General features: G+C 57.1%; 10 protein-coding genes. All 10 read right to left on the reverse strand.

Annotated features, from left to right (window positions below; all coding sequences use genetic code 11):
- Positions 1 to 7: 7 nt before the first annotated feature.
- Complete coding sequence (locus AC1D02_RS20060; protein ID WP_477320152.1) at positions 8 to 652, reverse strand: hypothetical protein; 645 nt, start codon at positions 650 to 652, stop codon at positions 8 to 10.
- Between the two features lie 30 nt (positions 653 to 682).
- Complete coding sequence (locus AC1D02_RS20065; protein WP_477320154.1) at positions 683 to 2701, reverse strand: hypothetical protein; 2019 nt, start codon at positions 2699 to 2701, stop codon at positions 683 to 685.
- A 24-nt stretch (positions 2702 to 2725) separates the two neighbouring features.
- Positions 2726 to 4087, reverse strand: a complete 1362-nt coding sequence (locus AC1D02_RS20070) for a hypothetical protein (protein ID WP_477320156.1) — start codon at positions 4085 to 4087, stop codon at positions 2726 to 2728.
- 6 nt (positions 4088 to 4093) lie between these two features.
- Complete coding sequence (locus tag AC1D02_RS20075) at positions 4094 to 5533, reverse strand: ATP-binding protein (protein ID WP_477320158.1); 1440 nt, start codon at positions 5531 to 5533, stop codon at positions 4094 to 4096.
- Between the two features lie 4 nt (positions 5534 to 5537).
- Positions 5538 to 8027, reverse strand: a complete 2490-nt coding sequence (locus tag AC1D02_RS20080; protein ID WP_477320160.1) for an Hsp70 family protein — start codon at positions 8025 to 8027, stop codon at positions 5538 to 5540.
- Entirely contained in the window at positions 8024 to 8395 is a 372-nt protein-coding gene (locus tag AC1D02_RS20085) for a hypothetical protein (protein WP_477320162.1), read from the reverse strand. Before AC1D02_RS20085 ends, AC1D02_RS20080 begins: the two co-directional genes overlap by 4 nt.
- Before the next feature lie 550 nt (positions 8396 to 8945).
- A complete protein-coding gene (locus AC1D02_RS20090) occupies positions 8946 to 9740 on the reverse strand; it encodes an HNH endonuclease (protein ID WP_477320164.1) in 795 nt (264 codons plus the stop codon).
- Positions 9741 to 9757: 17 nt separating this feature from the next.
- The gene (locus AC1D02_RS20095; protein WP_477320166.1) at positions 9758 to 13726 is read right to left on the reverse strand and encodes an Eco57I restriction-modification methylase domain-containing protein; all 3969 of its coding nucleotides are present in this window, start codon (positions 13724 to 13726) and stop codon (positions 9758 to 9760) included.
- Positions 13727 to 13732: 6 nt separating this feature from the next.
- Positions 13733 to 16591 (reverse strand): helicase-related protein, encoded by a 2859-nt coding sequence (locus AC1D02_RS20100; protein ID WP_477320168.1) that lies wholly within the window; start codon positions 16589 to 16591, stop codon positions 13733 to 13735.
- Between the two features lie 11 nt (positions 16592 to 16602).
- Complete coding sequence (locus AC1D02_RS20105; protein ID WP_477320170.1) at positions 16603 to 21906, reverse strand: DEAD/DEAH box helicase; 5304 nt, start codon at positions 21904 to 21906, stop codon at positions 16603 to 16605.
- Positions 21907 to 22557: the final 651 nt, after the last annotated feature.

The raw sequence follows: 22557 nt of genomic DNA on the forward strand, positions 1-22557 counted from the left end.
TCATTGCCTATTGAGATTGGAAGCTCGACAAGCGGCTTTTCACGAGGTCGAGCTTGGCTTTGTGGGCCAGCGGCCTGCTGAAAACACGGTTCTGGATCTGGTCGGACACCTTACCTACGGGGATGTATGCCATGCTTAGACCAGACTCGCGCTCGGACGCCTTCTTCTCGACGAAATCGTAGGGAAAGTTCTCGCAAAATTTGTGGAAGCCGGAGAACTGCGCGACATCCTTGGTGAACCGAAAACCATCCGGCGTGAGGCGTGAGCGCCGCGAATGGTAAAGATCGACGAATAGGATGAACCACTCTGCTCCGTTAAATGATACCGCCTCGAACACGTCTACCTTGCCGATAGCTCCGAGCCGGTGGAAGAGGAGGCGGTGACCAGACTGGGTTTCAAGTCTAGACAGATATGCCAGTTGGCCGATTGGCCCGTTAACTGGAATCGGATTTGTCTCGATGAAGCCAAACGCGCCCGTGCCGTTGGGATCTTTGTCATAGGCCGGTGCCGACTCCAACATGGACCGCATCGCTGGATGAACGAGTTCCAACTGAAATTTCTCATCGTCGAGGACGCGGTGGATGTGTGCAAAAGCTTCGCGCAGCGCCTTGTCTTCCTTGTTGCCTCCAAACAGGTTGGAAAGAAATCCCATTTATGCTCCTCCAGAATGCTGATTATAAAATTACTGCAATATGTCGCTCAAACGACGCATTCCCGGCTTCTTGAAGGCCAAGTGAATGGCTTGCTCCAGAATATGGGTGTTTGGCCCCTCAATGTAGGAAATCCCGGCGTTAACCTTCTTGTCATCCTTGGCTCCGATGCAGAATGAACCGTCCGCGCTCCACACATGAATTTGACTCCATGAGCAGCGCACCCTCTCGTTCGTACCAAGGAACTTGCGCTTCACTAGCGTGATGCCGTCGTCGTGCAAGAGCGCGTCGCCGAAGTGCAGGTCGCGCCCATCCCTCAGGGCTTCGAGCATTTCGGAAAGCAGACGTACACAGACAGCACGCCAGAGCTTGTCAGTGAACGTACTGTAGATATCCTGCTTCTTCAACTCCACGACTGCTTCGGAGTTCCGGTTGCCGAACGCAATCGTATAGGTGGTACCTGTGGGAATGCCATTGACTGAGCGGCTGACGCTACCCCAGCGAACGCGCGTGATCGAGTCGAGCGGAAAGTTTTGATTTTTCCACGAGACGCCTCCGGGCGAAATGCTCAGGGTGTCTTTGAACACCACACCGATTTCCGCACGGTAAGTGATTTCGCGCGCCCACTCGTCATGGCGTGCTATTGCCCGCTTGCGCTGTTGGGAGATATCCGTGAGCACGTCAGCATCTTGCCCGGCTCGATCTGCAACTTCCGGGAGTTCCGAAAATAGTTCCTGAATCAATCCGGTTAGACGCTGCGATTGGGCAAGCATGTCGTGCTCGTTGAATAGATCAATGGCGAGGCTACGAATCTCATAGGCTAAGTCATGACTTGCTTCGTGGTTGATGCCGCGCGATTTCGAACTAAGTTGAATGGGCTGGGCGATCTTGTCCCAGTTACGTGCAACCGCATCGAGCTTGTCCACGTAGGGCTTTACTGCTGCTTCGCCGGAGCTAGCGTGTTCTCTGGCTAACTTAATAAGTTTGTGGACGTTCTCGGCCTCCTTCTGCAGAATGCCCTGGGTCTCTACCTCGTAGCTGTCCACTAGGTCATCGATCAGTCCCGGCGCGTGATCTTCACCGCCAGAGGTCACGCCATCTACTGTTTCGGTCATCACTTGGATGAGCGTCATTGGCGGCAGCTTGTCGAGCGCATCCTTAATAGCACCACGGTAGTACCGCTTGCGCTCGGTCAGCTCGGTTTCGACCAGGTCGACCGCACGCACTTCTGGAAATCCGGAAACGGCGCGATCCTCGTTAATGTCGCGTAGGATGTCCTCTGGGCTTAGCTCTTCGGCAAGGTAAGCGGTCCCCATGATGAACTCCGCTAAATCATCCGCATCGTGCTCACCATCCACAGACTCGAAAGCGGCGGCCAGCAAGTTCAGGTGTGCCAACGTAGGTAGGCCAAACTCTTCGCGAATATCCATTGGGTCTTGCAGAAGACTCTCAATCAGTTGAGATGCCTTGCGTGGCGACACGCCAGGCAGCCACGCCATTTCTAGACTCAAGCGGCTGCGAGGATTGGTGAGATCCGAACGCGCTTTCTGACAAACCTCGTGATCCAGTTCCAGCGACTTTTCTTCCGCGAGATCGACGATGCGTCTGCGATCATCGCGTGTCGTCACGCCCAAGATGGCAAACGGGGACTGATGGAGGGCCGTCTTCGTGAGGAGCCGTTGCGGCTTGCTAGGCTGTGGCAGAGTCGCGGGTCGCTGTGGGGTTGCAGAAGGGGCCGTTGAAGGCTGCCGCATTGTCGCTGTGGCTGATGGAGCTGGGGCGGAGGTCACTGGGTGCGCACCCAACATCGTCAATAGTTGCGGGTCTTTCAATGCATCCAACGCTTGAGCAAGCGCTTCGCGCGGCACAGACAGCTTGTTGCCGTTGCGAAGCGCTTGGCTATACTGTGCCAGTTGACCTTCGGACGACAGATGGTCGGACAGAGAGAGCGAAACAGCATGTTCGCTGTTTGTGCTCGGCGTGACGTTACAACTCCGACAGGCCGTCAGTGCGCCGGATTTTGCGGAACCGCATTTGAAACAAATTGCCATACCCATATCTTTGCTCGCTCACTATCACCGTAGTCTTGCCAACTGCTGAGACAAGCATCTGTTGTATGCCGCTGGCCCGTTGACATATTTATCCGTTGAACAGGCAGACTCAATTGAGCTTCTATCTGCCGTCGAAAGCCCGGACAAGTCCGGCCTGCCTCCTTGTTGATCTAGAGCGGCGAGTTGGGTATTGAGGCACCTGTTGTATGCAGCAGGGCCATTTACATACTTGTCAGTCGAGCATGCAGCTTCGATAGATTGCCGCTCAGAATTGGACAGCCGGGAGAGATTAGGTCTCCTGCTCCCTTCTCCTGACATCGCTGCCAGTTGGCCGGAGAGGCATTGGTTGTATGCAGCAGGCCCATTGACATACTTGTCTGTCGAACAAGCGGCTTCAAGGGACTGCTGCTCGGCGGAGGACAAGGCATTGAGGTTTGGCCTCCGCACACCGGCCGCCAGAGCTGCCTTCTGGCGTCCTACGCACGCACGGTACGCGGCAGGGCCATTGACATACTTGTCAGTGGAACACGCCGCTTCTAGGGAATCCGTCTCTACGGATGACAACTGCATAGATGCGGTGGCAGGACGACTCTCTTCCTGTAAGGATGACGCAAGTGCAGGCGCAGCGTTGACCTTGCGCTGGATGGCCTGCACCGTTGCATCCGGGGCAGAATCAGAAGTTGCAGGCGTCGACATTGAGCTAGTGGACGGACTACTAGCGAACCGGCTCCTGCCTTCAGACTGAAGCTGACTCTGGTACGGCTCAATATCCCGTTGCGCACTTTCCAGCGCGCCGCGGCGATAACGGAAGTTCCCGCAGCGGCTGTTGTAGTCAGCCACCATCGCATTAAAGCGATCCACGTCTGTATCGATGTCGTTGTTGACTGCGGACTTTGCACCTTCCAAGCTAATGGCTTCGGCCAAACAGTAGCGAATCTGGGGCGTTGAAAACACTAACTCTTGCCCAATTGGAGGCATCGATACCTGTGGACGGGAAGGCGCTTGCGGTTCAGCAGGCGGCGCGTAACTTGGCGTCAGGGTCTGCGCGGGAGGCGAGTAGGCTGGAGCTTGAGAAGTCGGTCTCTTGTCCGATTGACCGATGAGCCAGAGCACGCCGATGACGACGGCAATGCCCAACACCCATTTGCCGCCGGACGATCCAGAGGATGGCGGCTGCGCAGGATCTTGATACGTTTGATGAGGCTGGCTTGGCTGCGATTGAGCGGCCTGCGACGTACGACGCCCCGTGTTAGGACCAGCGGCAACAGGTTTCGTCTTTGCAGCAGGGGGCGGCGTTATGTCCACGTCGGACACGAGCGAAGAAATGCCTGCGAAGCCGTTCCCCTCTCTCTTCTTTTGTTCTTCTTCTCCGCTCGTCACTTCCATCTCCCTTTAAACAAATCCGATGCTCCGTTTCGTGTCGCCGCCCTCGCGCTTCCGCGCGGGTGATGCACTCAGTGCGGACAACAGGCTGGCCTGATCCAGTTTGTCTTTGCCGGATCGCGCCGCCAGCCTTGCGCCTTCACGTACCACAAAAGAAACGTCGGACAAGGGCCTGCCGGCCAGCTCCTTCGCCAGCGGCTCGGAATGAACGTCCGACTCCTTCGGCAAGGAGGAGAGGAGCTTGTCTAGCAGCGACTTCACTTCGACCTCGCTTGCGAAATCCACCTTAATGACGTGGTCGAAGCGTCCGCGGCGTTGAATGGCCGGGTCGATCATGTCGATGCGATTCGTCATGGCGATGATCAGCACGTCGTTCTTTACCGCTTCCGGTATGCGTCGTAGGAACTCGGCCACTTCCTCGACCCGGTGATGGCCCGAGCCCATCTCGCGGTCGGCGAGGAATGCTTCCATCTCGTCTATCACGAGGACGGATGGCGCGTTCTCGATTGCCTTGTCGAACACCTGCGCGACTTTCTTGCTGGTCTCGTGGATGTAGGGGCTGGCGATGCTTGAGGCATCGATCTCGAAACTCGGCCAGCCAAGGAAGTCCACTAGCCGGTCGACCGCGAAGGTTTTGCCGCAACCCGGAGGACCGTGGAGGATCACCGCTGACGGGAACTCGATGCCGAGCGCCCTGTAGCGGTCGCGATGCAGGATGATGTCGACGATGTGCTCATTGAAGAACGCGGCCAGTTCGAGACGCCCAGCGAGCTCAAAGTCGTTGCTGGACTCCGGCTCAGCGGGGTTGCTTTTATCCACATTCTCGGCTGGAGCGATGTCCGCGTTTTTGACAGCAGCTGCAGGCTTGCGCTCAAGCGGAATGATTTCGGCGACTTCGAAACCCGCCGCTTGAACGACGTCCTTCAAATGGCCCGCACCGAGCCAACTCATGGACTGACGCAACCGACGAAAGGACGTAGCCGGAATGTTTGTGCCGCCGGTCAGCCAGTAGCCGAGCACAATGTCATCGTTGGTTTTTGAGCTGATGCTGTAAGTCGGCAGCAAGCGGGTGATCTTCTCGACATAAAGCGCGTCTTGCAGCGGCGATTCCGCATCGATGTCGCGTGTTGCCTTCAACGCCAAGGCAAATGAAAGCGCCTCGACCTTGTTGTCAGGAGACTTCGCTTCGCTGACAGGGCACATCGTCTGGCTCGGGCCACAAGATATCGACCGGAGCTGGCGGTCGCCGAACTGAGATGCGCTAAACGTGCCGTCTTCAATCAGGCCCGCGTCTAGCCAATGCTGCGCCAGCGCGTCCAATGTGACCAGAGCCCAACCGCCACCCAGCGTTTCGTACATCTGCCAATCCGTGCCCTCAAACAGCGCAGTACGAACCTTTGCGCCGTCTGGCAACTTGAACCCGATAGGGAGCCATGCATCGAGTGCCATGAGATCAACTCCGAACGATATTCGCACCAGCCATCATGTCGTCGTCACCCGAAGATCCAACTCGAATCGCGTCGAGGTCGACAACTACCGTTCGCAACTTGTCGATGTCGTTGGCCTTCAGTGCTTCCGTTCCAACCGCCACGAGCTGCGAATGCTCTCTGGCATCGGGAAAGAGGTAGGAATCTTGTGCCAGCCACTTGAAGCGTTCGATGACAAAGTAATCCTGACGCCACAAGATCATGAAGTTACGGCCGCGCAGATCACTCAAGTGCGACTCGAAGTCACTGCTGTTGTTTCCAAGCGCACGTTGCGCTGTCTTCACCAAGTTGTCGAAGGACGACGCTTCAGTGGGCCGGGCGTGCTCGCGAATAACCTTGTCGAAGAAGTCAACCGCCTTGTCCAGTTCGAGCTGGCGGATGTCCTTCAGATGCTCTTTGCGCGTCAGTGCCATTAGGCGCTTGGCTTCCTGCACGTTGTCCATCGCTTGTTTGGCGGTCTCCGGGTCAGCCTCGCCGGACTTGATGGTCCCTGCCGCCTCAAGCTTTTCGCGTGCGCGTTCCAGGCGTTGGTCATCAACCTTCGAAGACATCTCGTCGAGGCGCTGCAAGGTCTGGGCTGACTGCTCCTGGATGTTCTTCGCTTGATTGGTGTAGTCGAGCTTGCCTTCTTGACTGGAGTAGAAGTTGCGTCCACTTCGGAATGAACCGCTTATGGAGGGAACCGACACCTCCAAAATGATGTTGCCAGAGTCGAGCACTTCAAACTCGCAGATCATCTCCGCGCCTGCAACGATGACGCCGTCGTCGAAGTCCGAACCCTCGATTTCGAACATTCCGATGAAGCGGTTATCGTTAATGGGGTCGGAGATTTCGCCTTCCCATAGCTTGAATTTGATCGACCCGGCGCTTCCGGCCTTGAGCGACTCGCCCGCCTTGAAGACCTTTTTGCCCTTCTTAGGCAACTGGTCGCCTTCTCGCACGAGGTAGTCCAAGATCAAGCGCCCGCCAACCTTTTCGCGGGCTTCGACTCCAATGGAGTGGGATGCGGGAATCGCGTCGATACTGGCGGCAGTACGTGCGATGACGATTTTGTCCTCGCGCAAGGCAACGGGCGCGCCGTTCGAGTCAAACACGAATACCTTGAAGACGTTATCGCCAGGCTTGGTCAGGCTGAGTTCGATGCTCGCGCCATCCTTTAGCGCGACGCGGCCGGACGACCAACCCGTATCAAGGCTGTCAATCTGGAACTCGATGCCAGCAGGGACCTGCGACAACTTGGCGATGATCTTAGCTCTCGGTTCCGGTGTACGTGCGATGTAGTTGAACGAAAGGTCGAGCGCACCACCGGCGCTGATCGCGCCACGGGAGCTCTTACGCCCACGGCTTTGCGAAGCCCAGTCGATGGATTCGGCAAACACGGCTGCGCCCTCGGCGACCGCCGTCATCGGGTTCACGTCGGTGGATGGGGCAACGCCGAGCTCGAAAGCAACTTTGTCGCGCAGCGGCTTGTACTGCGTGGGGCCGCCCACGAATACGACGCGCTCGACATCGTGCGGGCTTAAACCGGCTTTTTCGAGCGTCTCGCGGGCTGACTGGATGGACTCTTCCACTTTAGGCGCGATCAGTGCGTCATACCGTTTGCGATCAATGGAAATGTCGATGTAAATTTCTTCACCAGCTTGATCGCGGACACCCAACTCAGTTTCAGGAAGGCTGACGACGGTTTCCTCTTTCTGCGACAACTCGATCTTGGCCTTCTCCGCCGCCCACATAGCCATCCTCAACAGCGACTTAAATTGCGAATTCGCGGACAAGTCCTCTGGCAGGTCGAAGTTCTCCATCAACCAAGGCTTGACGACGTTGTCGAACAGGATGCGGTCGAAGTCACGGCCGCCGCACATGGCGATGCCCCCATGGGCAAGCAAGTTCACCCGGCCAGAAATGCTTTCGGCGACGGCGATGTCGAGTGTACCGCCGCCGAGGTCAAAGACCACGAACACGCCGTCGTTTTTGCGCTGGCGCATGACGCTCATTACAGCCGCCACGGGCTCCTGCATCAGAGCAACACGCCCGAGACCAGCCGCATCAGCAGCGGCCATCGTCGAGTCCTTCTGCATCTGGTTAAACGCGGCGGGGACTGTGATCACCGTGCCGATATCTCCGTCGCCACGTATCTCCTCAGGCAGATAACCAAAAAGGGAGCGCAGCACCTCGGCGGAGCACTCCTCAGGCGTCATGGTGAGGTTGGCGGCAGGCAGTTTCACTAGCGTGCTAGTGCCCATCAGCCGCTTGAACAGAACCGCAGCGTTGTCGGGGTTCTTCGCCGCGCTGTTGTAGGCGCGCGAGCCAACATACTTGTTTCCGCGGCGGTCGATGAAGATGGCGGAAGGGGTGACGTCGTGCTGCTCCGGACTCTTGTAGAGGTGAATTTTCTCCCCGTCGAACGAACAGATGGCACTGTTTGTAGTGCCGAGGTCGATACCAACGTATTTCATGCTTCCACCTTCCTGAGCATTACCGTTCCTTGTCTACGCAATCCTGTCGGCCCCATAATGATCGGCTCTAGCATCTGATCGACGAACAGCACATCATCTGGACCGAAGTCGCTCAAATTTAAAGCGGATGCTGCCATGCCCACTTCATAAGGTTGCCCTTCGACGTTAACGAGCTTAAGGCCAGTGGAGTCGAGGTTCTCTTCGACCTTCTTCTGAAAGTACCGAAGCTGATTGATATAGCGACCTGACTCACCCGCATCGAGCTTGCTGACCACTTTGCCGAATAGACGGGAGAAGCGCCAACTCTCGATAGCGATGTCGATCAGCGACTGTTCCACCTGATGTATGCCCTCAATTGCCTGGGTCATTTTGTTCCTCCTTCATCTGCCGTCCAATCGTTCGGGCTGCTGCGACATGCTGTTAAATCCCATTGTTGATTCCCGCCAAGAGAGAACTGACTCGTCCCGCGACCCGCAATCCGATCTACCTGAGCTGTCGTCCGAACGTGTGATGCGTCCGGCAAACAACGTTCGGATGTTGCGATCTGCTTGATAACAAGTGTTTCGAGGTAATTAATGACCTGTGAGCGATGGCTCACTACAGGATAGTGCAAAAATTTCAATCCAGCAATGAATGAAGAAACTTCGACGCTTTTATAAGCGGGGAAGGAGGAGCCGTTGCTGCGTTGGCGTCTCTAGGAGCACTGTCTTCGACACGTGAAGATCGACTTTGGACCGTCTCACCCTTACTAACGTCTGGTTCAACGAATTTCGGGCACTCGTCCGAGTTGGTGTCGACGCCAAGAACCCTTGTGCCCCTTTGGAAAAACCCTTAGCCATTGGGGATTGCAGGAACCGATTCCCCAATTCATGGCTAGCGCACCTTACAATAGCGCAATTTCTACGAGCGTTTTTACCATCATTCGACCCGAAAAACTCGCTTATGGTGCCATGCCATATAGGCGATGTGCTGCGGTTGTAATTTCAATCGCAGCGCGTTTGAAACGCCGAGCACGCGCCGCGCGGCATCGGACAAGATCGAGCTAGTCGCCACAATACCATCCGGCAACACCGTTATTAATCCCGCATCAAACGCAGCATCCCAATGAGCGGCCAACAGCAGGCCGTTGTACACATCCAGCCGCTCTACATCATTGCTGTCAGCCCACGGTTTGGCGTGGCTGGCACGCAATAACTCAGGTACGTCCAACCCGGTGATCGCGCAGCGGCCACCCCACAGGGCCATCAAGCCCTCGCGGAATAGGTTTTGACCGACCCGCTGGCGCACGGTTGCTTCGCGCTCGGTGGCGCTTATGGCTACTACGGCTTGCTCGAACCTACTCACCAATGCGTTGGGCAATGTGCGCGACAATACCCAAGCACGCTTGAGCAATGCCTCCAATGCGGGTATGTCTACTGCTAAAAATCCGCCCACAATCTGCAGTGGCGCTCTTGGCAACGATGCTGGTGGTATCGCCATGCCATAGTCTGCTTCCAGGGCGCGGACTACATTGTCCATGGTCAATGCGGCCACAAAGCCGTCGTCGGCAGATGTCCAGACCACGCACTTTTCCGGCGCGTGGCTGCTTTCGCCCAGCACTACTCCGGCCTGGTCAACGAGAATGTCAAAACCGGCCTCGCGGGCGGCCTTGCGGACCGCGTGACTTCCTAGCACAGACATGTTTGGACCGACAGGGTTTTGTGATGTGTCCATGTGTCCTCTGCAGGGGCTTAAAGCTCCCCTTGCTCCATGCGGTCCCAGGCTTCCAGCACCAGGCGGCGGGTTCGGTACTCACCGCAAAGGCGGATTTCTTTGTCCTTGAGTCCCCGAAAGGTCTGGCTGGGGTAGTCAGTGCCCATGATGTCCGCTGGATCGAGGATGTATCGCAGATCATCGCGGGACAAGCCATATAGCCGTGCGTAGATGGCATCCAGCTCGGCACGGAGTACGGCACGGCGTTCAGGATTCCATATCCACGGTTTGCCTCGTACGATGTCGGCGCGGGAGTCAGCGTCGGGATATTCGGCAATCACATCGGCATAAAAGGGCTCCAAGTCAATTGCGTTGTACACAAGCTCTAGGACTCTGGGTACTATTTCGCTTAACCGCTCTGGTACATACGCTGCAGGCGGCAGGACGGGAAACTGCATGAGGTAAAAATAGTTCATTGTCGTTCCACCCAACTTCTGACGGGCTACAAAGTCTAAGCAAAGCGACGTGAGATTCCCAACTAGGGCAGCGCATAGTAAAGCGTTCGCCTTTGCCGGCAACAACAATGGGAATTTATTTCCGCAACCCACACGCGGAATGACAGCCGCGATTGTTGTCCTTTCATCAGTTGCACGGCATATGTCCCGAAACCCTAGCAGCCAGTCTCTTCTCCAATTCTTTCTGGCCAGATTGGCCTCTACCTCAGACTGCTCGATCCAGTATCGGGGCTGCACCTGAAATTGTGGATCAGCTTTTACCGCATCGCTTAGATACTGAGACTCTTCATCAACGCCAAAATACGTAGCCCATCGATGATCGAAATGATGAATCATCTTGGCTTCATACAACGGCACCGGCGCACTTAGTTCGCTTCGGGTATTTACTGTGCGAAAAAGATCACTGTCATCGGACATGTGAAACATACGCCCAATTTCCAGTTCCCATGGATTGCCCCCAACCTTGTTCTCATCCCACAATATCGGTACATGCCGGTAAATTTGTGCGGTAATCTCAGCGTCCTTTTTACTTCGAAATACTGGGCACGTTCGCGTATTGGGGTTCAAGCGCCCAATATCCTCGGCGGTGAGTTTGAAACCGCGGCGCGAGTCTTTTAGTTGCTCAGTGTTTGCTAGGTAAAAAGCAAACCTAGCTTCACTTGCAGAGCCGATTGTCAGCAGACAAAATTTAAAACTGCGATGCACACCCGGAAAAATGGCCTCACGGTTTTCGAAATCAATCAGTTGAACGATGCGCCCGTTGCTGATTTCACGAAAAAATGCACTCGTGGATTCGTCTGTGGCAATACCACTTGGAAGCACCAAGCCGGCTCGCCCTTTTGGATGCAATATCTGCAGCACAGTTTCGGCAAACAGGGCATAAGTATTGACATCGCCTCTACCAGTGAGTGGGTAGCGCGGCCCATGACAAAAAACATTCCCCGCATCAGAACTCTGTTTTGAACTAACAAAATCATCGTAGACACGACGCTCTGCCGAGCCGTTTTCGTATCTACTCAATACCTGAATAGCTTTTTCGCGGCCTACTTTGCTGCGTGCAGAGACAACGGTAGGCGCCCGCTCTGCAAAGAACTCTTCCTCCTTAATTTTCATACGTTCCCAAGGTGGGTTCCCGAGAATCACCATAAACCCACCCCGCGCAAACACTTGGGCAAAACTTAACCTCCAGTGCAGCAACGGCACGCGCTTGGCCAATTGCACGGCAGCCTCCTTCTTGCACGCCGCCACGGGTTGCCCCAACAGCGCACTCATAACATCCTGTGTGGTGGGCACGGCGGTGTCGGCCTCGCTGGTGCCGTGCTTGGGCAACAGGTACGCTGCGCAATACAAGTTCAAAGCCAGCGCCAGTCCGTCATCGCTAGCTCCCTGCTGTAGCGCTTCATACGCCTGGCGCTTTGCGGCAATGTCAGCTAGTGAGGCATCGGGCAGTTCATCCAACTGCTGCAAGGGCAAGACGGAGGCTGACAGATCCATGGACTGCAAGCTCTGGCTGAGGCTGGCGGCGGCCCGCATGCGCTGCAGACCGGTACGCTCTTGCTTGTTGCGCTTCTTCAGGTCACGGCACAGGGCCTTGTTGTCGCCGGTTAGCTCTTTATAGGCTTCATCCGGCACTCCATCCAATATCACTTTTGGGTCCATCACTCCTAGTAGGGCATTGCCCAATTGAAAATGGTGGTCGATGAAGCCCAACGGTGAATCGGGTGTGTATGCCTCCAGCCACAAAGCCATGCGCGCCAGCTCCAGCGCCATAGGGTTCATGTCCACCCCATAGACGCAGTGCGTAACCACATCACGCAAGGCGTGGCGGTAGTCATCCGGGGTGGGTTGACCGCTGTTGCCTAGTTGGGCATCACGCATCTGCGCCCGCACCCGTGCAAGGTGTCCGGCAATGCGCCGTGCCGCTGCCAGCAAGAAGTGACCACTACCGCAAGCGGGGTCGATCACACTTATAGCCAGTAGTGCCTGCACGGCTTCTTCACCTACCGGATGGGCGGCAAGTATGTCGGCGATAACGGGCTCCAGCGCGGAGTCCAATTGCTCTTGCACCAGCGAGTCGTGCGTGTAGTAGCTGCCCGTGGTCTTGCGGGCGTTGCCACGGGTGGCGGCCCCCGTATGAAACCCGAACTGGCGGTGCTCGTTGCTAAGCATGGGCACCAGCTCCAGAAGACTCTCGTAAATGCTGCCAAGTTCTTCTGGCCCCATGTCACGCCAGTTCACGCGGGTCAACGGGGCATTGGCCTCTGGCCGCAACCATGCCAGGTGGAACAACGCATTAAGTAGGTGGCGGTTTTCCAGCTTACACGCATCCAGCGTTGGACACTGGCTGGATTCAAACAATCCTCCCAGCGGTGGCAATGCCAGGAGAGTTTCACCTACGGCCAGTCCCAGCCATACTTGTCTCAACGCTTGCCACAAGTCCCCATGGCGGTCATGTGCACTTCGACGCACTGCTCGCTCGCGCAGGCGGCGCAGGCTGTAGCCTTCGGCATAGAGGGTCACGGCTTTCTGATTGGTATCCGTACGGTGCAATATCTCGCGTTCTTCCACCGTCAACAGGAAAATCTGGCGGTACACCAGGCGCAGCAGTTCACGCAAGTAGTCTTGCGGGCTCAGCCGGCCGGTAGCCAATGCTTCGCGCAGGGCGATATTCGCCGGGTGGCTCACAAAGCCTTGCCCCAGAGCCAGCAATGCAGCTTCGACACCGCCACGCAGTGTCTCACGGGCGCGGGTGCCTTGTTCACGGCAGGCGTTGCGCCATTGCTCCAAGGCGCAGTTAGACGATGCAGAACCAATCACGCCAAAGCGGGTGGCATGCAGCAACAGCCACAGCACCGAAAAATCTGCGTAGCGGTCCTCCAAAAACATGCGCTCCAGGTCAACCTGCACCCAGGCAGGGCGAGTCAGGCTAGCGTTGTCGCGTGCGATGCGAAGCTGCAGGCCGTTGGTAGCAACGCCCCACAGGGCGTCGGGCATGGCGTTCAAGCTCTCCTGCAGCAGACCAAAGGCACTGCGGCGTCGAATGCGCTCGCCAGAGTTGTCGCCCAATCGGTCATGGGCTAAGTCGAGCGGCTTGCCTTCGTCATGGGGCGACACCACCACTGGCACACGCCCATCCAGGCCGCTGAACTGCACCGGGTAGTTCCGCTCGGCCACCACCATTGGGGCGCTGTGCTGCGTCAGTTGAAAAGCAAAGCACTGGCGAAGTAGCTCAGTCGCAAAACGTTGGCTGATGCCCCAGGCATCGCCGCCGGGTTGCTGACGTGCTTGGTCGAACTGGCGCCAAAGGCTTTGGGCAGAGCGCCATGCAAAGCCAATCTCTTCGCGCAGATTGAAGCCCGCACGGACGCCATAGTCGGCATCGGTTTGCAGGGCAGCCTGCGTTGCAGCCACTTTGGCGAGCCACTCGGCGGTAAACAGTGCGCCCTCAATGCTGAGGGTATCGACATGCAGATCAGTAGAAGTTCTTGCCATAACGAATCAGATGTCCAGTGGGGGAAGTAACACAAACACGCCAATCACATCCACTGGCAACAAGGGGGTGACTTCATAGCGCCCCCGGGAACGCGAAGCTTCACGTACGCGGCGGTGGTCGGCCAATAATGCGTCGGCCCGCTCTCTGGCATAGGTTTCCAGCACCGGCTGCCACTGTTCTTGCCGCCCCAATACCTGGGTTACCCGAGTCTCACGGGCTCGGTCGACGAGCGTCTCGGCGGGCGGTGCAGTTAGCCATTGCATGGGCTCATCGCCAGATACGATTTCGAACCGTTGTCCGCCGTCTACAGAGCGCAAAGCCACTGCTACGGCTTCTTCAACCAGCAGGGTGTCACCACCCCGTGCATCCACACTGCTGAGTTGGTGGCGAAGGCGCAGCATCAGCACCGTGGTTTGCGCGTGCACCACAGGGCTGACCCAACAGCCGGTGCGGCCCAGCATGGCGGGGTCGGTGGTCGTGCGATCCAACTCTAGGCCCGCATCAGCCAGGGTACGCTCCAACAAGCCCTCCGCCAGAGTGCTGACTAAGGGGTGACTGCGATGCACAAACCGGGTTCCAACCGGCGCGGGGACGGTAAAACTCAGCCCTACTGTACCCTTGAGCCCATCAGCCAGCAGTCGCTCGCGGAGGTCTTCTGGCAAGTTGTTGAGCGGTGCGCGGTATCCTTTGTCGGCAGCGGCGCTGCGCAGTTCCAGCGCGCCACCCAAGCGTCGCAAAGCGCGCTGGGTAAAGCGTCGCACGTCATCCGAATCGCCCAAGGCGGCTTGCATCTTCTTCCACTCCGGCAGAACGTCTTCTGGCTTGATGCGGATTTGGGCGAAGACGGTACGGTTTTTCTTAGCCCGCTCTGCCATGTCGGTCCAAGCGACTTCGAGTTGCTGCACGGCGGGCAGGTCACCAAAGTCAAATGTTTCCTGGCGTTGACGCCCCCGGTGTCCGCCCAGCACGGCTTGCATCAACGCTTGCGTGAGGGAATGGTCGTTGTCTGGCAAGGGCACTGGCACACCCAGCTCCTCGCGGATTTTTTGAGCTTTGCGCAGGATTACTTTGAGCACCACGGCATCAACCGGGTTATTGCGGCCATACATCAGGGTGGCGCGCACGACGCGGCTCTCTTGCCCGAAGCGGTCCACCCGGCCTTCGCGTTGCTCATGCCGCGTGGGGTTCCAACTCAGGTCGTAATGCACCACTGCGTTGAAGTGCTCTTGCAGGTTGATACCTTCAGACATGCAATCGGTGGCGATCAGCATTGGGCGGTCTGACTCGCCAAGCTCGGCGACCAGTGCCTTACGCTCTTCAGGGGCCAATTCGCCGGTGACGACTCCTACCGTCACGCCGGGAAATCGGCCCTTGAGGTGCTTGTGCAGGTAATGGGCAGTGGCAATGTAACGGCAGAAAACTACGGGCGCAAAGTTGTGCTTGAGTAATTCATCTTCCAGGTGGGTGCGCAAGGCAGTCAACTTGGGATCACCACCTTCTCCGGCCAGCTGTTGAGCTTGGGCGATCAGGTTTTGCAGGCCAGGATCAGCACTGTCGGCGGGCAACTCCGCATCATCATCCACCATGGCATCGTCGGAGCCGTCAAAGACACGCTCACGCAGGGCATCTTCATCGGCGTCTGTGACTTGGGTGGCCATACGGGTGCGTAGCGATTGCAGTGCGGCGGCCGGACTGCTGGCGGCACTGCGCATCAATGCAAGGGTGCCCCAAAAATTCAGGCGTTGGCGGCGCTGGTCTGAGCCTGCACGCTCTACCACTTCGGAGCAGTAATCCAGCACGGCATCAAAAAACACGGCCCAATCACCACCTAGAACGTAGGGCAAATCGGTGATTTCGCGGCGCGGAAATACGCCTTCGTCATTCCACTCGTTAATGTCCTGGCGACGGCGTTGCACAAAGTGGGGGGCTAGGCGAGCGCGCAAGGCATCTCGTGCCGCTCCTGTAACCTTGCTCAGATGCTGAAAGTCTGCATGCAGCAGGCCCAACAGGCTGTGAAAGCTGTCTTCGTCACCCGAGTGCGGCGTGGCGGTTAAAAAGAGCATGTGTCGTTCGGCATCCGCAGACACCAAACGCAGCAGGTCGTGCCGCTGGTGCCGTCCACCGCCCCCCCCGGCGCAGGTGTGCGCTTCGTCCACGATCACCAACTCCGGGCATCGGCTGGCAAAGTCACCTCTCCGCCTGTCGCTTTTGATGTAGTCCAGACTGACCACCGTGTGCGGATGCACCGTGAAAATGTTGTCTGTGACAGGCAAGCCGCGCTCCAGGCGAGCTGCGCTGGCAGCGGTAACAGCTACGGCCTTGATGTGAAAGCGATCATCAAGTTCTTGCACCCATTGCTCCACCAAATGCGGTGGGCACAACACGGCAAAACGCCTGATCTCTCCTCGGTCCAATAGCTCGCGGGCAATCATTCCCGCTTCGATGGTTTTGCCGATACCCACGTCGTCCGCAATGAGCAGTCGTATCACGTCCTGCTTAAGTGCCATGAGCAAAGGCACCAACTGGTATGCGCGGGGTTGAAAAGCCAGATTGCCAAAGCTGCGAAACGGGCCAGCTCCACGGCGCAGCGACATGAGCAAGGCATCACGCAAGAGCAAGGCATCTTCGTGGTTGGCGGCTTGGGTCACGGTCGGGGGTGGAAAGCTGGCGAGAACCACAGCCTCATAAGTAGCTTCCAGCGCAGGAGACACCACTGCCATATCGGCCTCGCTACCTGACAACGGCCGCAGCCGCAGGCGCTCAGCGGTGCTACCGGGCATGACAATCCACTCGCGACCACGCGCACGCACCAACGCACCCGGCGGAAAGATCGCGGCTTGCAAATCAAACAAAACTGCACTCATAAATAAGGGTCTCAGGTAAGGAGGCTGGTGAGGCGACTGATCGCGCTAGCCTGCTCGGATGGGTTCGTGGGCCACGACACCACCTCCAATGCGCGATCTAGTAAGAGGCTGGCATCAACGCCTTCAGCGACTAGGACAACACGCTGGGAGCGCCAAAGGGCAATAGCAGGCACACCGGCAACGGACATTCCAACATCGCTAGGCAATGGCAAACCGAATGATGCTGCATGAAATTCAGTCGTACCACTTGTCGATGCTGTGGCCGCAGCATCCGAGGGAGCGTCAGTCTGTTTTCCCCGTTCGATGGATTCCGGCGGTGCTCGGCCATCCAAGGATGGCATAAGTCGAGCTTGCACGGCTGCAAGTCGCAGCAGAAATGCACGCGCTGCGCGGTCGCGCCGGTCGATTACCAGGTGGTCGGGCTGGTTGTAGTATGACAAGACGCAGCGGTAGCAACCCGCTACACACTGCGTACCCGCCGTATCGTGCAGGTCATCCAGTGCGGGTAAGGGTTCGCCGGGAGCAGGCAACTCAAAGTGCAGCATTTTGAGAGCCGCATATGAAACGCGGGCAAGCGCCTGCTCATCGTGTACTAGGCGCGTCAGCACACCGGCACCGCCTTCGGTGGCTTCGTAGAACAATACACCGTTGCGGCTCTTGCGGTCCGGCAAGGGTTCGGCCAGTAGCTCGGATTCTTCTAACTGATAAACCGATTCAATGCCTCGCTTCAAGGCGTATTGCAGGGTGGCGACAGTTATCTCTGGCGCGCTTTCATCTGCAAGCTGCAATAGCAAGGCGTTCTTGCGGTCCATGACCCACGGCACGATCAACTGGTTTGGTGTGCGCGTAGGGTCGGGCTCAGCGCCATCATCTTCATCCATCTTGGCCCAATTACCATTCAATGGATTAACTGCGAAGCCGTGCTGGTTGGGGTCTGCGCGGCGGCGCAAGCCTTTGTTTAGTCGGCTGATTTCAGCACCTGGCCCATACCGCAAAGTGGCAATCGGACCATCAGCGTCTTCTGCCCGCACTGTACGCACATCGAGTTGCCCATTTTCACGTCGTGCCCAGCGGAATATGGTTTGCAACTCAAAGCCTTGGTGCTGTCGCTCCTCATCGTTGACCGTAATCCGCTCGGCGGGGGAAGTGCGTACATTTTCAATCCGGTACAGGTTAAGTACGATGTTGGCATTGTCAGTCAGCGGCGCTTCACAGGCGCGGCAGTGGCTACGCCCTCTGTCGGCTAGGTCGGAGTGAAAATGCGCACCGCCGCAACTGCGGCAAATTGTCGCTGTGTCAGTATTGAGTTTGCCACCTGCTGTGGTTTCCCCACGTGTGGACAACTGCGCAGCGGTGACGCGGTAGGCACGCCCCTCGTGGTAGACCAAGCTACGAGGGCCGAATTCTGAAAGAGCCAGAAAGCGAGGTCGCTGCAAGTAGGCTCCCTTGGTGTTCCGATCTCCGCTGCCTGGAATGAAGGCGGTCAGTGGCAATCGGGGAAAGTTATAGCCAGGCAAAAATGCTTCGGTAGCTAAATAACGGTAGGTATAGAAGTCGCTGGCCGAACTGTCTGAGCCGCGCTGCAAAAGATTGAGCTGGTCAATGGCCTGCGCATGAAGAGACCTGGCTGCATCACGTTCGCGCTGGGGAAGGTTATGCGTGTCCATAGTGCGGCGAGACTGGTCGCGCTGGCGGGCGGCACTGCGAAAGAGCTCTCGCCAGCGTTCAAAGGCGCTGTCAAACCGCTTGACGGCACCTTCGGTGATATCTTGCATCAATGCAGCCGTGCCGTTAAACCAGGGCGCGTCTTCCTGGTTTAAATCCGCTTGCAACAGCGCCAAAACCTTGTTGATACGCTCTACCGCAAGTGGGGCAATTTCTGGCCGCTCCAACGATTCTTTAACGGTGGCGTACAGTGGTAAATCCGTCTGTTCGTTGGGCTCCACGACGTCGGAAATAGCTGCGCTGATTGGAGTGTTGGTGCAGGCGAGCCAAACAGCCTGCAAATGGCTGCGCACCAGTTCTTCGTTACCCAAGTCCAGCGTCGGGGCGCGCACTTCACCATGTACCATACCCGGGGGATCAGCAAAAAAATATTGGTCGTGCGGGCTGCGGGCTGCACAGTAAGTGAGTACCAGCGCGGGCATACCACTGCGTCCTGCACGGCCACTACGCTGCGCGTAGTTTGCGGGCGTGGGCGGCATGTTACGTAGGTAGACTGTGTTCAGCGCAGATATGTCTACGCCCAACTCCATAGTGGGCGAACAAAACAACACAGGCAAGAAGCGCTGGTGTTCGCCCAGCTCCGCCAGCAGTTTTGCGTTTTCAGTCAGTCGCTTCTTGTCTTCCGCTCCATAGCGGAAGCGCATTTCACGCGCCTCGCGCCGGTTTTTGTCTACCTGTGCAGTATGTTCACGCGCTTCAAAGCCAAAGTAATGGAAGTCGGACGCAATGGCTTGCGACAGGTTGAGGTACAGGGCGCGGTAGTAGGAATTGTCCATGCCGCCACGTTCGGCCTTCCCTTCGCCGGCATGAAATTCGATGCAGGTGTTCTTCAACTGCCAGCCAAGCGCAGTACCAAATGGCGTGGCTGCCTGCGCGACCAGGCCCGCCTTACTGGCGGCGTGCAGCAAGCAACTTAAGAGCCTTTGATAGTCGGGTTTTTTGAGCAAGCGGGCATCTGCCCGTTCCCACAAATCGGGTTTGCGCAGATCGCGTCCAAGACCAGAAAGATAACCAGCACGCAACAGCTTGTCTTCATCGGCCATTGAATTCTCACGGCGGGCTGGTGGGAACTCCATGAGGAAACGTGCCGTGCGCATTTGTTCTTCGCGCCCCAGGCCCCAAGGGGAGCGCAGTGTATTTAGCGACCGTCCGCGCAGGGTATCCTGCTCAGCAGGCTCCAATACCTCCGGGTCTAAGGCCAAGCCTTGGCGCATCATGTCAAGCAGCACCCGATAGGCCCGCTTGCGCACCGCCGCGCTGGCACCAGCCAGGATGGTAGGCGCATCCGCAAAGTTGGCATCGTTGGCGCACAGGTCATCCAAGCCGATGTACTCTACCCGAACCAAGCCTAACTGTTCGAGATTTGGGTTTGTGAAGCGCCAGCCGCGCCGTTGGTCAAACCATGCACGGTAGGCCAGCACCTGCCGCATGGCTTTTTGCGCATTCACGAAATTAGCACCCTGCAATCCTGAGTCCAGCAACCACTCGGAACGCAACCCAGATTCGCCGGGCCGCTCAAAACCGAGCGCCTTAAATACCGACAGGCCCAGCCGGTCGGCCGATAACCCTTCCACACCTGCCTTGGTCACAGCACCCAAGAAGGCAGCCCGAAACAGGCTGACAAACAAAAAGTCATTGAAATGGCCAGCTTGCAGTGCCGCATCTTGACGGTTATCAGTAAAGCCAAGCATCTTGCGGCGATCTACGGGAATCGCTTCTTGCGAATGCATCCACCGCAATACAGAGTGGGTGAGTAAGGTGGTTGCTGATGATCGCCCCTCGGCAGACAGTGCCGCCAGGCGATTTTTGTCTTTGCCTTGCGCTGCATGCACTACTTTGCAGTTCAGACAGAAGCGGAACTTGCCCGGAATGAACCAAGCATAGGCACCAGTTCCCAGGAGGCCCGTCGGAGCCACGGCAATGCGCTCGGCTTTATTCTTGCGTGCATCGGCCTTTAAGCGGGTGTCGCCATGGCGGTCCTCTTCAAGCCACGCATCGGGATAGTCTTCATCGCGACCGGCGAACTCCAAGGAACCATCCAGTGGCTCGGGCATAAGGAAACCGAATTTGGGCCGGTCTAGTCCTTCTGATTCTTCGGAGCGTTTGAGCGTTGGGGGTACGTCGTCAATTTCGCGCGGCAAGACTTTGGCCTCAGCTCCCAGCTGCAGGAATACGGGGTGGTACTCCTGCCCGCAGTCCCGACAAAAATGCACGGGGTACAGTCGTTTATCTGGTTGCTCAGGCAAAAACTGCTGCGCGTTGACAGTCAGCGTCCGCTGGCCAGGTGGATCGATGGTGGCGTAGGCAGTGCCTGCCCCTGAAATGAACTGATGCAGCTTGAAAGCAAAAAATCCACGCTTGCCACTGTTGCGGCCCGATTGGCGGTCAGACTCCGCCATGGATGTGATTAGCAAAAACTGGCGCAATACTTCCGCGCACTGTACTTCAGGAACGCCAGAGTCCTCGGATAACCACTGCGTGGCGGTCTGCAGGGTTTGAGGCCGGGCTCGTACCCACTTCGCATCTTCCCAAGTCAGCCCCAACCTGGTCTCAATCCAAATGGACAACGGGTGGGCTACCAATTCAACATCCGTAATGGTGGGCGACAGTCCGGCGGCTATAGCCGGGCCCAACTGTAACTTGACAGTTCCATGGTGCAAGCTGGGGTTTGTCGCTCGTACCAGTGTTTCACCAATAACATCCGTCGGCAGCACCATTGTTCCGAAAAGCTTGGATGCAACGGTTGCCACCGCCGTGCGTCGGTCATCATCAGACCCGCTGGCCATGGTGGCCGATGTGCCAATGCACTGCAAGCCTTCTGGTGCCAATAAGGCGCGAATGCGGCGCACCAACAAGGCCACGTCAGCCCCTTGGCGCCCACGATATGTGTGCAACTCATCGAGCACTAGGTATTGGAGGTTCTGGCAGTGACTTATGACAGTCTGATCCGTAGCGTCTTGCCGCGTCATCAGATATTCCAACATCATGAAGTTGGTCAACAGAATGTCAGGGGGGCTCGCTGCAACGCTGAGACGTTCCTCGCTACCCTCTTGGCCAGTGTAGCGTGCAAACGAAATAGGCTGCGAAGGAGATACGTGTTTCAGAAACTTTTCCAGTTCCTCCATCTGGCTATTCGCCAGCGCATTCATGGGATAAACAATGATGGCCCTGGTACGTTTGGTGCTTTCAGATGCCTTCGCCCGCAGAATGGCGTCGATGATGGGAACGAAGAAGCACAGCGATTTACCTGAACCTGTGCCTGTGGTGACGACGTAGCTGCGTCCTTGCTTGGCAGCTGCTAGCGCTTGCACTTGGTGGGTATGGAGTTGCAACGGTTTGTCTGGGTCGTCCGGCACCCGAAAAATGGCAGCGGTGGTGGGCGTTACCTCACCGGCTGCCGCCAATCCATCCATTGATGCACCGCACTCGTAATAGGGAGTGATTTGTAACAGTGGCTCAGGCCAAAACTGATCCTTGGCATAAATTGCGTCGATCTGGCGCTTGAGGTCCTCCGCCCGAACGCGGGTAAATGATCGTGCGAAGTTGGCGTAATCCCGAACGATCTGTTGGCGTAGGTCAAAGACATCCATTCAATTGATCTCAGTGTATGTTTAGAAAATGTTGTCTTCACGATCGGGGCGAGTGCCTCCATCGACTGCTGTCTGATCCAGCTGTAGATATCTACCCGCGAGGACCGCCAAGTCCCGCCAACCTTGAAGGCCGGGATTTCTTGCGACATCCAGCCTATAGATCGTCCGTTCGGTGACCTTCCGATAGGCCGCGACCGGCGTATTGGTTATCTCGCCCTCGCTAGAACTAGTTGGCATTGTGATGTGATGGTCAGATTAGGCCACACCACGACAGAATAATGTAAAATTTTCAAGGTAGCAATGCCTGTTGGCAAGATCAATGTTGGCGCCGAGGCCGACTGGCCCACAGGACCGATTGTGTCTGACCTGGAGCTTCCTCCAGGAGCCCCATTGCGTTTACGACTAACGCAAATTCGCCTGGGCGACGGTAGCAACGACCAATGCGCCAAATGGTATCGAAGTGGTGACCCTGCGGACCGCCAAAGTAAGGTGTATGTACTTTGAACTATTGGAAACGGTAGCTCTTGCGATTAATAATTTTCTGGCGCCTCAGTTCACGGCAAGCTAGCCCGCCATGCCGGCCAACCGCATTCCACGTTCCGCATCCTGTAAACTTGTTTCGTTTCCACCCTCGCGCGCGCGGCCGCATGT

The organism is Massilia sp. P1_C10, assembly GCF_056406475.1.

Coding starts and splice junctions, on each gene's coding strand:
- AC1D02_RS20060 (WP_477320152.1), bottom strand. CDS start 652: ATGGGATTTCTTTCCAACCTGTTTGGAGGCAACAAGGAAGACAAGGCG.
- AC1D02_RS20065 (WP_477320154.1), bottom strand. CDS start 2,701: ATGGCAATTTGTTTCAAATGCGGTTCCGCAAAATCCGGCGCACTGACG.
- AC1D02_RS20070 (WP_477320156.1), bottom strand. CDS start 4,087: ATGGAAGTGACGAGCGGAGAAGAAGAACAAAAGAAGAGAGAGGGGAAC.
- AC1D02_RS20075 (WP_477320158.1), bottom strand. CDS start 5,533: ATGGCACTCGATGCATGGCTCCCTATCGGGTTCAAGTTGCCAGACGGC.
- AC1D02_RS20080 (WP_477320160.1), bottom strand. CDS start 8,027: ATGAAATACGTTGGTATCGACCTCGGCACTACAAACAGTGCCATCTGT.
- AC1D02_RS20085 (WP_477320162.1), bottom strand. CDS start 8,395: ATGACCCAGGCAATTGAGGGCATACATCAGGTGGAACAGTCGCTGATC.
- AC1D02_RS20090 (WP_477320164.1), bottom strand. CDS start 9,740: ATGGACACATCACAAAACCCTGTCGGTCCAAACATGTCTGTGCTAGGA.
- AC1D02_RS20095 (WP_477320166.1), bottom strand. CDS start 13,726: ATGGCAAGAACTTCTACTGATCTGCATGTCGATACCCTCAGCATTGAG.
- AC1D02_RS20100 (WP_477320168.1), bottom strand. CDS start 16,591: ATGAGTGCAGTTTTGTTTGATTTGCAAGCCGCGATCTTTCCGCCGGGT.
- AC1D02_RS20105 (WP_477320170.1), bottom strand. CDS start 21,906: ATGGATGTCTTTGACCTACGCCAACAGATCGTTCGGGATTACGCCAAC.